15 protein-coding genes are annotated in these 13,437 nt (G+C 69.6%); 7 read left to right on the plus strand and 8 right to left on the minus strand.

Annotated elements, in window-relative coordinates:
* Positions 1 to 5: 5 nt before the first annotated feature.
* The gene (locus tag ACIBL3_RS17280; protein ID WP_396354376.1) at positions 6 to 584 is read left to right on the plus strand and encodes a helix-turn-helix transcriptional regulator; all 579 of its coding nucleotides are present in this window, start codon (positions 6 to 8) and stop codon (positions 582 to 584) included.
* Positions 581 to 1,213, plus strand: a complete 633-nt coding sequence (locus ACIBL3_RS17285) for a 4'-phosphopantetheinyl transferase family protein (RefSeq protein ID WP_396354377.1) — start codon at positions 581 to 583, stop codon at positions 1,211 to 1,213. The genes ACIBL3_RS17280 and ACIBL3_RS17285 overlap by 4 nt, the downstream gene beginning before the upstream one ends.
* On the opposite strand, the gene ACIBL3_RS17290 is transcribed toward ACIBL3_RS17285, so the two are convergent.
* The 5 genes from ACIBL3_RS17290 to ACIBL3_RS17310 form a co-directional block, all read right to left on the minus strand.
* A complete protein-coding gene (locus ACIBL3_RS17290) occupies positions 1,198 to 2,442 on the minus strand; it encodes a glutamate-5-semialdehyde dehydrogenase (protein ID WP_396354378.1) in 1,245 nt (414 codons plus the stop codon). The genes ACIBL3_RS17285 and ACIBL3_RS17290 overlap by 16 nt on opposite strands.
* Before the next feature lie 44 nt (positions 2,443 to 2,486).
* Positions 2,487 to 3,857 (minus strand): aldehyde dehydrogenase family protein, encoded by a 1,371-nt coding sequence (locus ACIBL3_RS17295; RefSeq protein ID WP_396354379.1) that lies wholly within the window; start codon positions 3,855 to 3,857, stop codon positions 2,487 to 2,489.
* A complete protein-coding gene (locus tag ACIBL3_RS17300) occupies positions 3,854 to 4,267 on the minus strand; it encodes a cupin domain-containing protein (RefSeq protein WP_396354380.1) in 414 nt (137 codons plus the stop codon). The genes ACIBL3_RS17295 and ACIBL3_RS17300 overlap by 4 nt, the downstream gene beginning before the upstream one ends.
* 72 nt (positions 4,268 to 4,339) lie before the next feature.
* Complete coding sequence (locus ACIBL3_RS17305) at positions 4,340 to 4,663, minus strand: putative quinol monooxygenase (RefSeq protein ID WP_396354381.1); 324 nt, start codon at positions 4,661 to 4,663, stop codon at positions 4,340 to 4,342.
* Positions 4,660 to 5,727, minus strand: coding sequence for an Ldh family oxidoreductase (locus ACIBL3_RS17310; protein WP_396354382.1), 1,068 nt, complete (start codon positions 5,725 to 5,727; stop codon positions 4,660 to 4,662). The genes ACIBL3_RS17305 and ACIBL3_RS17310 overlap by 4 nt, the downstream gene beginning before the upstream one ends.
* A gap of 80 nt (positions 5,728 to 5,807) precedes the next feature.
* Here ACIBL3_RS17310 and ACIBL3_RS17315 point away from each other — a divergent pair, with 80 nt between their 5' ends.
* Positions 5,808 to 6,470 (plus strand): GntR family transcriptional regulator, encoded by a 663-nt coding sequence (locus tag ACIBL3_RS17315; protein ID WP_396354383.1) that lies wholly within the window; start codon positions 5,808 to 5,810, stop codon positions 6,468 to 6,470.
* Here the strand turns inward: ACIBL3_RS17315 and ACIBL3_RS17320 are convergent.
* Both ACIBL3_RS17320 and ACIBL3_RS17325 read right to left on the minus strand, forming a co-directional pair.
* A complete protein-coding gene (locus ACIBL3_RS17320) occupies positions 6,456 to 7,145 on the minus strand; it encodes a response regulator (protein ID WP_396354384.1) in 690 nt (229 codons plus the stop codon). The genes ACIBL3_RS17315 and ACIBL3_RS17320 overlap by 15 nt on opposite strands.
* A complete protein-coding gene (locus ACIBL3_RS17325; RefSeq protein WP_396354385.1) occupies positions 7,142 to 8,758 on the minus strand; it encodes an ATP-binding protein in 1,617 nt (538 codons plus the stop codon). The genes ACIBL3_RS17320 and ACIBL3_RS17325 overlap by 4 nt, the downstream gene beginning before the upstream one ends.
* A gap of 149 nt (positions 8,759 to 8,907) precedes the next feature.
* Between ACIBL3_RS17325 and ACIBL3_RS17330 the strand changes: the two genes are divergently transcribed.
* The 4 genes from ACIBL3_RS17330 to ACIBL3_RS17345 are packed head-to-tail and all read left to right on the plus strand — an operon-like array spanning position 8,908 to position 12,327.
* On the plus strand, positions 8,908 to 9,912 hold the full coding sequence (locus ACIBL3_RS17330; RefSeq protein ID WP_396354386.1) for a Bug family tripartite tricarboxylate transporter substrate binding protein: 1,005 nt from the start codon (positions 8,908 to 8,910) through the stop codon (positions 9,910 to 9,912).
* Complete coding sequence (locus tag ACIBL3_RS17335) at positions 9,912 to 10,415, plus strand: tripartite tricarboxylate transporter TctB family protein (protein ID WP_396354387.1); 504 nt, start codon at positions 9,912 to 9,914, stop codon at positions 10,413 to 10,415. The genes ACIBL3_RS17330 and ACIBL3_RS17335 overlap by 1 nt, the downstream gene beginning before the upstream one ends.
* Positions 10,415 to 11,935, plus strand: a complete 1,521-nt coding sequence (locus ACIBL3_RS17340; RefSeq protein WP_396354388.1) for a tripartite tricarboxylate transporter permease — start codon at positions 10,415 to 10,417, stop codon at positions 11,933 to 11,935. Before ACIBL3_RS17335 ends, ACIBL3_RS17340 begins: the two co-directional genes overlap by 1 nt.
* A 2-nt stretch (positions 11,936 to 11,937) precedes the next feature.
* A complete protein-coding gene (locus tag ACIBL3_RS17345; protein WP_396354389.1) occupies positions 11,938 to 12,327 on the plus strand; it encodes a universal stress protein in 390 nt (129 codons plus the stop codon).
* Here the strand turns inward: ACIBL3_RS17345 and proB are convergent.
* Positions 12,324 to 13,436, minus strand: a complete 1,113-nt coding sequence (gene proB / locus ACIBL3_RS17350) for a glutamate 5-kinase (protein WP_396354390.1) — start codon at positions 13,434 to 13,436, stop codon at positions 12,324 to 12,326. The genes ACIBL3_RS17345 and proB overlap by 4 nt on opposite strands.
* Position 13,437: the final 1 nt, after the last annotated feature.

A 13,437-nucleotide genomic window follows, 5' to 3' on the forward strand; every position in this document is an offset into this window, starting at 1 on the left:
AGTCCATGACCCACCGCCGTTCCCCGCTCGCGCTCGCGATCCTCGGTCTGCTCGAGAACGGCCCGCTGCACCCGTACGGAATGCAGCGGCTGATCAAGCAGTGGGGCAAGGACCAGGTCGTGAACGTCGGCCAGCGGACCAGCCTGTACCGGATGATCGACCGACTCGAGGACGGCGGACTGATCGCGGTCGGCGCGACCGAGCGGGACGAGCGCTATCCGGAGCGGACGACGTACCACCTGACCGAGGAAGGGCGGACTGTCTGCCGGCAGTGGCTGACCGAGATCATCACCACGCCACGCAACGAGTTCCCCGAGTTCCCGGCGGCCCTGTCGTTCGTGATGCTGCTGCCGCCGGAGACAGCCGGCGAATTGCTCGCCGAACGCCGGGAGCGGCTGCAGCAACGGATCCGGGACTACGACGCGGATCTGGGCGCCGAGAACGACGGGGAGCCGGTGCCGCGCTGGGCGTTGCTGGAAACCGAGTACCTGAAGGCGATCGCCGAGGCCGAGGTGCGCTGGATCGTGTCGATCGTCGACGATCTGCACAACGGCGCCCTGACGTGGAAACCCGGGCCGGTATGACGGAGGTCGAGGTCTGGTGGGGGCGGATCGGGCAGGTGCGAGCGGAGTTCATCGGCGATCTGGATCCGGTCGAACGTCAACGCCACCAGGCTTACGTGCAGCCACAGGACAAGGCGCGGTTCCTGCTCGGGTGCACGATCGTACGGCGGGTGCTCGCGCGCCGGCTCGCGTTGCCGGCAGCAAGCATCTCCCTCGACCGGACCTGCCCGGACTGCGGGAAGCCGCATGGCAAGGTGCGGGCCGACGGCGTCGAGTTGTCCGTGACGCACTCCGGCGACCTGGTCGGGGTCGCGGTGAGCGATCGCCCGGTCGGCCTCGATGTGGAGAAGATCGACCCGGCGCTCGACGTCGACGGGGTCGCGAGGCTGAGCCTCGCGGAGGAGGAGCTCGAGGCGCTGTCGCGCCACGACGACCGCGCCCGGGCGTTCACCACGTACTGGACGCGGAAGGAGGCGGTCGTGAAGGCGACCGGCGCCGGGCTCCGCGAGGATCTACGAACGATCACCGGTGTCCCGACGGGGATGCAGGTGATCGAGCTGACCGTGGATCCTGGCTACTCGGCGGCTCTGGCGATCGTCTCGCCCGAGCCGCCCGTCATCCGCAGCCGGTCGGTTCAGGTCCTGATCTGACCCTCGCCGATGACGACGTACTTGGTCGACGTCATCTCCGGGAGACCCATCGGGCCGCGGGCGTGCAGTTTCTGGGTGGAGATGCCGATCTCGGCGCCGAACCCGAACTCCCCGCCGTCGGTGAAGCGGGTGCTGGCGTTGACCACCACCGCCGCCGAGTCGACCGCGGCGACGAACCGGCGGGCCGCGGCCTGCGAGCGGGTGATGATGGCGTCGGTGTGGCCGGAGCTGTACCGGCGGATGTGCTGCACCGCCGCCTCCAGCGAGTCGACCACGGCGGCCGACAGGTCGAGCGAGTTGTACTCGACTCCGAAGTCCTCCTCGGTCGCCGCGACCACATCCTTGCCAGCAGCAACCACCGCCGGATCACCGTGCACGGTCACGCCCGCCTCGGCCAGCGCCGGCAGCGCCCGCGCCAAGAACTCAGGGGCCACCGAAGAGTGCACCAGCAACGACTCAGCCGCGTTGCACACACTCGGCCGCTGGGTCTTGGCGTTCAGCAGGATCGTCAACGCGAGATCGAGATCTGCCTCGGAATCCACGTAGACATGGCAGTTGCCGACCCCGGTCTCGATCACCGGCACGGTCGACTCGGACACCACGGTCTGGATCAGGCCGGCGCCGCCACGAGGGATCAGTACGTCGACCAGTCCGCGCGCCTGCATGAGCTCCTTCACCGCTGCCCGGTCCGTCGGCACGCCCTGCACCACATCGGCCGGCAGACCGGCTTCCGAGGCAGCCTCCCGCAGTACGGCGACGATCGCCTCGTTGGACGCGGCGGCCGACGACGAACCGCGCAGCAGCACCGCGTTGCCCGACTTCAGACAGATGCCGGCCGCGTCGGCGGTCACGTTCGGGCGGGCCTCGTAGATGATCCCGACCACGCCGAACGGCACCCGAACCTGACGGAGCTCGAGCCCGTTCGGCAGCATGTAGCCGCGGACGACCTCACCGACCGGGTCGGTCAGCCCGGCGAGCTGCTCGAGCCCGGCGGCCATCCCGTCCACGCGTGCCGGGTTCAGCGCCAGGCGGTCGACCGTGGACTCCGGCGTACCGGCCTCGCGGGCGGCCGCCACGTCCTTCGCGTTCGCCGCGACGATCGTGTCCGTATTCGCGCGCAACGCCGCCGCCATCGCGTGCAGCGCCGCGTCCTTGGTCGCCCGGGAGGCCTCCGCCAGCGCGTACGACGCCTCGCGCGCCCGGCGGGCCAGCTCGATGATCTCGCTCACCCTTCCTATCGTAGGGTGCCCGCGAGCGGGCCCGCCTCCCCGTCTCAAGCCACCCAGTACGTGCGGGTGTTGGTGAACTCGCGAAGGCCGACCGCGGCCAGTTCACGCCCGTACCCGCTCCGCTTGGTCCCGCCGAACGGCACCCGCGGGTCGGAGGCCACGACCGCGTTGACGAAGGCGGCGCCAGAGGTGATCCGCTTCGCAAGCCAGACGCCGCGCTCGGGGTCGCCCGTCCAGATGCTCAACCCCAGCCCGTACTGCGTCGCCCCGGCCAACTCGGCCGCATGATCGGCGTCGCGAGCCACTGTCACCGCGGCGACCGGACCGAACGTCTCCTCGTCGAACGCCGGCATGCCCGGCGCAGTCCCCGTCAGCACCGTCGGCTCGAAGAAGTACCCAGGCCCGACAACGCTCCGGCCACCCGCAACCAGCACTGCCCCAGCCGCGACCGACGCCTCCACCTGCCGCTGCAACGCGGCCCGCAGATCGTCGCGCGCCAACGGCCCGACTGCGACCGAGCGATCCGTCGGATCCCCGACCGCGAGCCCTTTCACCCCGACCACGAACCGCTCGATGAACTCGTCCGCCACCGCCGCCTCGACGATGAACCGCTTCGCGCACACGCAGCTCTGGCCAGAGTTCGTGAACCGAGCCCGCACGGCCGCGGCGGCGGCTGCTCCGATATCCGCATCAGCCAGTACGACGAACGCGTCCGAGCCACCCAACTCGAGCACGGACTTTTTCGACACCCGCCCGGCGGCCGCACCCACCGCGGCTCCCGCCCGGTTGCTGCCCGTCAACGTGACCGCCGCGATCCGGTCGTCCGCGATCAGCCGCTCGATCGTCTCCGGTACGTCGGCCTCCTCCACCACCAACGTGCGGACCAAGTGCTCCGGGAACCCGGCCGCGCGGAAGACCGCCTCGATCGCCAGCGCGGACCCGGTCACGTTCGGCGAGTGCTTCAGCAGCACACCGTTGCCAGCGGCAAGCGTCGGTACGGCGAACCGCAGCACCTGCCAGACCGGGAAGTTCCACGGCATCACCGCGAGCACCAGCCCGATCGGCTCGTACGACACCCACGCCCGCACGCCGTCGATCGACACCGGTTCGTCGGCGAGGATCGCCGTACCGTGCGCCGCGTAGTACTCCGCGGTGACGGCCGACTTCTCGATCTCCCCCTCAGCCTCGCGGATCGGCTTGCCCATCTCGGCGGTGATCAGGTCCGCCAAGCCGTCAGCCGCCCGAAGCTCGGCAGCAAGCCGCGTCAACACTGCCAAGCGATCAGAGACCGGCACAGCTCCCCACTCGGCAGCAGCCGCGGCGGCCTGTACGACGACCTGCTCGAGCTCGGTCGGCGTCATCGCGCCGTACGTCGCCAGTGTCTTCCCGTTGGCGGGATTGATCGTCGTGATCATCGGGCGCTCAACCCACCGCGGTCGTTCTCCGACAGGTGCTCGAACGTCTCGCCGGTCGCGGTCATCGTCCGGGTCACTTCGCGGCCGCCGTACACCCAGTAGATCCGCATCGGGGTGGTGCTGCGGTTGTAGAACCGGTGCGGGACGCCAGCTGGGACCCAGGTCGCGTCACCGGCGACCAGGTCGAACTCCTCGCCGTCGATCACCGCGACCGCGTCCCCTTCGAGGATGAGCACCGACTCCTCGACGTTGTGGCTGTGCAGCGGCAGCCCGGTGCCCGGCGCGAACACGGTCTGCCCGGTGGTGATCCGGTTGGTCTCGGAGTTCCAGCGGCCGACGTAGGGCAGCGTGACGACCCCGTTGCCACGGTCGAACGGCTCGACCTCGCCCGGACGGATCAGCAAGCTCATCCACGTCCTCGCTTCGCTCCGGGCGCGGATGAGGCGCGAACGGTGCTGTGCTTGATGATGAATTCGCTTCGCTCATTCATTGTGGTTGTCCTCAGAAGAGTGGTGAATGAGGCGGTTGGCCAGGGTGTTGGCCTGGCTGCCCGGTACGACGTGCGCGGCGACGGCCTCCCGCCAGACCTTGAAGTGCGGGGCCGCGCGATGTGCCTCGACGGCGGCGTCGTCGACGTACACCTCGTACAGCGTGAAGTGGTGGTCGTCGGCCTGGTCCTGGCTGACGTCGAAGTACAGACAACCCGGCTCGTCGCTGAACGAGCGCTCGGCCTGGGTCCGGATCGCGTCGACGAACTTGTCGAGATGTCCAGGAACCACCTGGAGGGAGACGGTGAGGCTGATCATGCTGCGAGTTCCTCCGTGGGTGGCAGGTCGACCTGGGTCTCGGCGGCGAGGGTGACCAGGCTGGTCCAGGTGGTGGCGGTCAAGGCGATGCCGGCGACGGCGTTGGCGGCCAGGTTCTGGTCTTCGAGCTCGCCCGGGACCAGGATCCGGTCCGCCCAAGCGGCGGTCTCGGCCGATCGGGTCGCGTCGACCAGGGCCTCGACCCGTTCGGCGTACGCCGCCGGATCACCCATTGCGGCGACGTCGATCGTGAGCAGCAGGTGCCCGACTCCGCTGGGTGCATCCGGCTGATACGGCCCGGCGACGTCGCCGCCGAAGGCGCTGCCGGTCAGGACGCCCGCGAGTACGTCGAACATGAACGAGATCACGTAGCCCTTCGGCCCGGCCATCGGCAGGATCAGGCCCTCGATCGCGCTCCGTGGGTCGGTGGTCGGGTTGCCGTCCGAGTCGGCCGCCCAGCCCTCGGGGATCTCGGTCCCGCGCTCGGCGGCGAGATAGACCTTGCCGCGGGCAACCGCGGTGTTGGCCAGGTCCATCACGACCGTCCCGTGCCGTCCGGCGGGCGCTGCGATCGACCACGGATTGGTGCCCACGCTCTTCTGCCGGCCGCCCCACGGCGCCATCGCCGGGCTGGCGTTCGTGCAGAGGAAGGCGACACAGCCCTCGTGGGCGGCCTTGCGGGTGAAGTACGCCGCGGTGCCGAAGTGGCCCGAATTCCGGATGCCGATCGCGCTCACGCCGTACTCGCGGGCCCGTTGGATGCCGAGGTCCACAGCCTGGTCGGTGATCACCTGGCCGATGCCGTTGCCGCCGTCGAGCACCGCCAGCGCGCCGGTGTCACGGACGCGCTCGGTCCGGGTGACTCGCTCCATCGCGCCGCTGCGGAGGCGGGCGACGTACCAGGGCAGTCGGAGCATGCCGTGGGACGCGTGCCCCCACAGCTCGGCCATGACCAGGGTGTCCGCCAGGAGGTGCGCGTCGGGCCCGGGCACACCTTCCGCGCGCAACACGGCCTCGGTGAACGACAGCAGCGCCTCCGGGCGCGTCCGCTGGGCTGACGCCATCCGTTGCTCCGATCTGGCGGTTACGATGACTGAGACTACGGAAGCATACTTGTATACAAGTGTGCAAAGGGAGAGACCAGATGACGGACAAACTGCGGCGCGCCTCCGGCGGCCAGGTCGTGTACGCCGAGCTGAAGCGGCAGATCCTCTCGCTCGAGCTGCCGCCCGGTCGGCGGCTGTTCGAGCCAGAGCTCTCCCAGCAGCTGCAGGTGAGCCGTACGCCGCTACGCGAAGCCCTCCGGTTGTTGCTGGCCGAGGACCTGGTCGACCAGCTGCCGACCGGCGGGATGGTCGTGCGGTCGCTGTCGGCCCAAGAAATCGACGAGCTCTACACAGTCCGAGCCGCGCTGGAGGGGCTGATGGCGGCGGAGGCGGCCGAGCGGATGACCGACGAGGGGGCCGAGGCGCTCACCCGCCTGGTGGCGCGGAACGAGCGGCTGGTCGAGTTCGCCGAGGACGCGATGAACGCCGGTCACGACTTCCACCTGGAGATCGCCGAGATCGCCGCGCACGGCTGGGCGGCCCGGCTGCACCAGCAGGTCGACGGTCAGATGGCGCGGTACCGGGCGTTCACGAACCAGTCGCAGCTCCGCCGGACCGCCGCGCTGGAGGAGCACCGCGGCATCCTCGACGCGTTGGTGACTCGCGACGCCGCCCGAGCCCGTCAGCTCGCTGAGCAGCACGTCCTGACCGCCCGCGACACCGCCTTGTCTGCAATCGGCGAGCGCCTACCCAGCGCCTGAGCGCTTGAGTAGCCGGTATCGACGTTCCGGCCGACCGGCGACGCCGTACCGCGGCCGCATCTCTGCGCGCCCGATCGTCACCAGATGCTCGAGATACCGCCGCGTGCTGCTACGGGACAGCCCGGTCACCGACGCACAGTCGCTGGCCGACATACCGTCGTCCGCAGCGTCCCCGAGCGCCTGGATCACCAGATCCGTGGTCTCCGGGCTGATCCCCTTCGGCGCCACCGGACGACTCCCCTGCGCGCGGAACACCCGATCGACCTCCGCCTGATCGACGTCGGTCAACCGCTGGAGCTCCTCCCGGTGCTCGGCGTACTCCGTCAGTTTCCCGCGCAGCGACTCGATCTCGAACGGCTTCACCAGGTACTGGAACACGCCGCCGCGCAACGCCGTACGCACGCTCTCCAGATCACGCGCCGCACTGATCACGATGACGTCGACCGGGTAGTCGCCCGACGACTCGCGAAACCGCCGCAGCACCTCGAGACCGCTCATGTCCGGCAGATGGATGTCGAGCAGGACGAGGTCCGGACGCAGCGAGCGTACGGCGGCCAGCGCCTCATGACCGTTGCGCGCGGCACCGATCACCTCGAACCCGGGCTGCCGGGACACCACGCTGGAGTGCAGCCGCGCCACCATGAAGTCGTCGTCGACGACGAGCACCTGGATCATGTCCGCACCACCGGGGCCAGCATCGGCAGGGTCGCCACGAACACGGCACCCGCATCGTTGTGCACGGTCACGTCGCCACCCCGCTTGCGGCAGATCACCCGGACCAGCGCCAGCCCGATCCCGTGGTCGCCGGGCTCGCTGTTCTTCGTGCTGTACCCATGCGCGAAGACCCGATGCTGCATCGCACTGTCGACCCCCGGCCCAGAGTCCCGCACTTGGATCCGTACGGCGCCATCGCGCTCGAGCACCTCGACGGACACGAAGGGATCCGGTGCTCCGGCGGCGGCTTCGAGCGCGTTGTCGACCAGGTTGCCGAGCACCGTCGAGACGTCGGTCGCGAGCCGCTCGTCCAGCCGTGGCAGCAGGCTGCTCGGCTCGATCACGAAGGTCACTCCACGCTCGCCGGCCTGCGATGACTTGGCGATCAGGAGGGCAGCAACTGCCGCGTCCGCGACCCGGGCGGTGACACCGGCCGTCAGCTCGGTCTGATCGGCGGCGACCTGCTGGATGTAGCGCAGTACCTCGTCGTACTCGCCGAGCTCGACGAGACCGCTGACGATGTGCATCCGGTTGCTGAACTCGTGAGCCTGGGCACGCAGTGTGTCGGTGGTGTTGCGGGTCAGGTCGAGCTCACGCTGCAACTCGAGCAGCTCCGTCCGGTCCCGGAACGTCGCGACCCAGCCGATCTGCCGGCCGTGACTGCGGACCGGCATCCGGCTCGAGGTGAGCACCCGCCCGTGCAGCGGCAGGATCCGGTCGGTCACGGGTTGCGGCCCGTCGAAGATCTCCACCAGCCGGCCGGTGTCGTCGACGTCGCCGAGCGCCTGCCCGGCGGAGGCCACCGGGATGCCGAGCAGGTGGGCGGCCTGGTCGTTCACCATCGTGATCCGCCACTGCAGGTCGACCGCGAGCACGCCCTCCTTGATGCCGTGCAGGAGGGCCTCCCGCTGCTCGACCAGCCCGGTGATCTCCCGCGGCTCCAGGCCCAGCGTCTGCCGTTTGACGGTTCTTGCCAGCAGCAACGAGCCCACTACGCCGAGCAGGCTCGCGATGCCCAGATACGTCAGCAGATTGGGAATTGCCTCACGCAGGTTGTCCAGCAGGGACGGATACTGCCGGCCGACCACCACCACACCATCAGTTGCTCCGCTCGGGTCGTTGAGGATCGGCGCCATCGCGAGCGCGGCACCGGTCGTCTCGTCCTGCCCCACCCAGCCGCGGCCGAGGAACGCGTCGGTCGCCTGCACCCGAACCACCGAATTCTTTGGCAACGGATCGGTGGAGGCGATGACGCGCCGGTCGCGCAGCGCGACCATGACGTACGTCGAACCGGAGTACGTCCGGACGGAATCGACCTGGGCCTGCGCCTGGCCGACGGATTCGGTGCCGTTCGAAGCAGCTGCCTTCCGCACGCCCGACGTCACGGCCAGATAGTCGGCGACGGCGAGCGCGCGTCGGCCCTCGGTGTCGCGGAACCGCGCGTTGGACTGGGCCACCGAGGCCGCGGCGACGCCGAACAGCACGACCAGCACGATCAGCAGCTGCATGGCCAGCATCCGCCCGGCCAGCGTCCAGCGACGCCGGCCAAGGAGTGCTCGCCACCTCGGTTTCACGGCTCGATTGTGCTCGGGAGCGCCGGATCGCGCCATCTTTGGCGTGAGCACAATGAACACAACGCACATTGCGTTCACAACGGTGACACCCTCAGCAGGTGCGCGGGACGCTGACGGCGACCGGACCCCCTGCAACCAAGGAGACCGCCGTGAAAGCACGGACCTGGTTCACCAGCATCGCCACCGTGGTGGCGCTCGCCGTCGCGGCCACCGGCTGTGGCGTCAGCGCCGACGACAACGCCTCCGGCGGCACCGACAGCGGCCCGGTGAAGGGCCTGCGCGTCCTGGTGCCGAACTCCGCCGGCAGCGGCTACGACACCACCGCCCGCGCCGCCGGGAAGGCGATGCAGGACGCCAAGCTGACCGACACCGTCGAGGTGTTCAACACCGCCGGCGCCGGTGGCACCGTCGGCCTGCAGCGGCTGGTGAACGAGAAAGGCAAGGAAGACATCCTGATGCAGATGGGTCTCGGCGTGGTCGGGGCCGTCTACACCAACAAGTCGAAGGCCACCCTGCAGGACACCGTCCCGATCGCCAAGCTGATCGAGGAGGCCGAGGCGATCGTGGTGCCGAAGGGATCGCCGTACACCAGCCTGGACCAGTTGGTCGCGGCCTGGAAGGCCGATCCGGGCAAGGTGCCGGTGGGCGGCGCGTCGAACCAGGGCGGCCCGGACCACCTGACCCCGATGCTGCTGGCCAAGGCGGTCGGCGTGCAGCCGAAGGACGTGAACTACGTGCCGTACGACGGCGGCGGCGAGCTGCTGACCGCGGTGCTCGGCAAGAAGGTCGCGTTCGCGGCGACCGGGATCGGCGAGGTCGCCGAGCAGGCCAAGACCGGTGACGTGAAGATCCTCGCGGTCACCACCGAGACCCCGGTGGAGGGCGTCGACGCCCCGACGCTGAAGAGCCTGGGCGTCGACCTGGTCTTCACCAACTGGCGCGGGATCGTCGCGCCACCGGAGCTGTCGGACGCGAAGAAGCAGCAGTACGTCGACCTGCTGACCAAGATGCACGCCTCCGAGCAGTGGAAGAAGACGCTGGCCGACCAGGGTTGGACCGACGCGTTCCAGACCGGTGACGAGTTCAAGACCTTCCTGACCGCGGAGAACGACCGGGTCGCCGGCGTCCTGCGGGAACTGGGTCTCGTGGCCTGATGAGCACCCCGGCCACGAGCGCGCAGCAGGGCCGCTCCGAACTCGGAGTGGCCCTCCTGCTCCTGATCCTCGGCGCCTGGGCCGTGGTCGACGCGCTGCGGCTCCCCGAGCTGCAGGCGCGCGGACCGGTCGACGCCAAGACGATCCCGCTGGCAGTCGGCGGGTTGCTGATCCTGACTGCCGTACTGCTCGCGATCAACATCCTGCGCGGCGGGCGGGGTGAGCAGGAGGCCGGCGAGGACGTCGACCTCGGGCACGGCAGCGACTGGAAGACGCTCGGCCTGCTGGCCGCGGCGTTCCTGGCCAACATCCTGCTGATCGAGCGCCTCGGCTGGCCGGTCTCGGGCGCGGTGCTGTTCTTCGGTACGACGTACGCGCTCGGCAGCCGGCACCTGATCCGCAACGCGATCATCTCGATCGCGCTGTCGGTCGGCACCTGGTACCTGTTCAACCTCGCGCTGGGCATCGCCCTGCCGGTCGGCATCCTCAAGGGAATCCTGTGATGGACGCATTCTCCGAACTGCTGAACGGATTCGCCACCGCGGCCCAACCGACCAACCTGCTGTACGCCTTCGTCGGCGTCCTGCTCGGCACCGCGATCGGCGTCCTCCCCGGCATCGGCCCGGCGATGACGATCGCGCTGCTGCTGCCGCTGACCTACGCGCTCGAGCCGACTCAGGCCTTCATCATGTTCGCGGGCATCTACTACGGCGGCATGTACGGCGGCTCGACCACCTCGATCCTGCTGAACACACCAGGTGAGAGTGCCTCGGTCATCACCGCGATCGAAGGCAACAAGATGGCCCGAAGAGGCCGCGCGGCCGCCGCCCTGGCAACCGCGGCGATCGGGTCGTTCGTGGCCGGCACCATCGGCACGCTCTGCCTCGCGTTGCTGGCCCCGACGGTGGTCAAGCTGGCCATCAAGATGGGTGCGCCGGACTACCTCGCTGTGATGGTGTTGGCGTTCGTCGCCGTCACCACGGTGCTCGGCTCGTCGAAGATCCGCGGCCTGGCTTCGCTGGCGATCGGACTGCTGATCGGCCTGATCGGGATCGACCCGACCTCGGGGCAGCAGCGGCTCACGCTGGGCATCCCGGAACTTGCCGACGGCATCGATGTCGTGGTGGTCGCGGTCGGCCTGTTCGCGGTCGGCGAAGCGTTGTGGATCGCCGCGCACCTACGTCGTGCCCCGGCCGAGATCATCCCGGTCGGCGCCGCCCGGATGGACCGGGACGACTGGCGCCGATCCTGGAAGCCCTGGCTGCGCGGGACCGCGATCGGCTTCCCGTTCGGCGCCGTACCGGCCGGTGGCGCGGAGATCCCGACCTTCCTGTCCTACGTGACCGAGAAGAAGCTGACCAAGCACCCCGAGGAGTTCGGCAAGGGTGCGATCGAGGGCGTCGCCGGTCCCGAGGCGACGAACAACGCGTCGGCCGCGGGCGGTCTGGTTCCGCTGCTCACGCTGGGGATCCCCACCACCGCGACCGCCGCGGTGATGCTCGGCGCCTTCGGGGTGTACGGCATCCAGCCCGGCCCCCGGTTGCTGGACACGCAGCCGGAGCTGGTCTGGGGCCTGGTCGCCAGCCTGTTCATCGGCAACGCGATCCTGCTCGCGCTGAACCTGCCGCTGGCGCCAGTGTGGGCCAAGCTGCTCCGGATCCCCCGGCCGTATCTGTACGCCGGCATCCTGTTCTTCGCCAGCATCGGCGCCTACGCCGCGAACCTGTCCACCTTCGACCTGTGGCTGCTGTTCGTACTCGGCGCGCTCGGCTTCGGGATGCGCCGCTACGGGCTGCCGGTGGTGCCGGCGATCATCGGCATCATCCTGGGCCCGACCGCGGAGGAGCAGATGCGGCGCGCGCTGCAGATCAGCGACGGCGCCGTCAGCGGTCTCTACAACACCTGGTTCTCCAAGACCGTGTACGTCGTCATCCTGCTGGTGCTCGTGGTTCCGCCGCTGGTCGGCCGGCTGCGGCCCCGCAAGGAAGCCGCCGTACCCCAGCCTGCCGAGAAGGGAGAGTAGCCGTGGCGATCATCGTCGGATACGTGCCGACCCAGGAGGGCGTGGCCGCTCTCGACAGCGCCATTGAGGAGGCCAGGCTGCGCGACCAGCGGCTCGTCGTGGTGAACTCCAGCCGCGGCGAGGCCCTGGTCGACAAACGGTACGCGAGTCACGACCAGTGGGACTCGGTCGAGCATCGGCTCGCCGATTCCGGCGTCGAGCACGAGCTCAAGCAACTCGTCGACGGCAAGGACGCCGCCGAGCAGATCCTCAGCCTGGCGCACGAACTGAACGCCGAACTCATCGTCATCGGCCTGCGCCGCCGCTCCCCCGTCGGCAAACTCCTGATGGGCAGCCAGGCCCAAACCATCCTGCTGCAGTCCGACTGCCCAGTCCTGGCGGTCAAGCCCTAAAGCAGGACGAGATCGTCGCGGTGGACTACCTCGCGCTCGTACGCCGCTCCGAGTTCCCTGGCCAGGTCGCGGGTCGATCGGCCCAGCAGGTCAGGGAGCTCGGTGGCGTCGTAGTTGACCAGACCGCGGGCGACGACGACTCCCGCGGGTGAGACCAGGTCGACGGGATCCCCCGCGGAGAAGGTCCCTTCGACTCCGGAGATTCCGGCGGGCAGGAGCGACGTACGCCGTTCCGTCACCGCGCGGACCGCGCCTTCGTCGAGGCGGAGGCGGCCTTGGCCCGAGGTAGCGTGCGCCAGCCAGAGCAGGCGGGTCTTGCGGCGGCGGCCGGTCGGGTGGAAGAGCGTGCCGACCGGCAGGCCCTTCAAGGCGTCGCCGACCCGCGCGGCCGACGTCAGGACGACCGGAATCCCTGCCTCCGTGGCGATTGCGGCCGCTTCCACCTTCGTCTGCATGCCGCCGGTGCCGACCCCCGACGCACCGGAGCGGCCGATCTTCAGCCTCTCGAGATCCGCCGGTCCGCGGACGTCGGCGACCATCGACGTACCAGGTTTGCGCGGATCTCCGTCGTACAGGCCGTCGACGTCGGACAGCAGGAGCAGCAAGTCGGCGTGCACCAGGTGACTGGTCAGCGCAGCGAGCCGGTCGTTGTCACCGAACCGGATCTCGGTCGTCGCCACCGTGTCGTTCTCGTTCACGATCGGTACGACGCCCAGCTCGAGCAACCGCGCGAACGTCCGGTACGCGTTGCGGTAGTGGCTTCGCCGGGTCACGTCGTCGACGGTCAGCAACACCTGACCGACCTTCAGCCCGTGCGCCGCGAACGCATCGCTGTAGCGAGCCATCAACAGGCCCTGCCCGACCGACGCCGCCGCCTGCTGCGTGGCCAGGTCACGCGGTCGCGTGCGCAGGCCCATCGGATCCAGCCCGGCCGCGATCGCGCCGGAGGAGACGAGCACGACCTCGGTCCCCTCGACCCGGCGCGCGGCTATGGCATCGACCAGCAGCCGCAGGCGTGCCACATCGATCTTGCCGCGCTGGGTCAGGGACGACGAGCCGATCTTCACCACGATCCGCGTGGCCTTCACGGCCTCCGCGCGATGTTTCATC

The organism is Kribbella sp. NPDC050124, assembly GCF_044460355.1.
In the GTDB taxonomy this organism is placed as follows: Bacteria; Actinomycetota; Actinomycetes; order Propionibacteriales; family Kribbellaceae; genus Kribbella.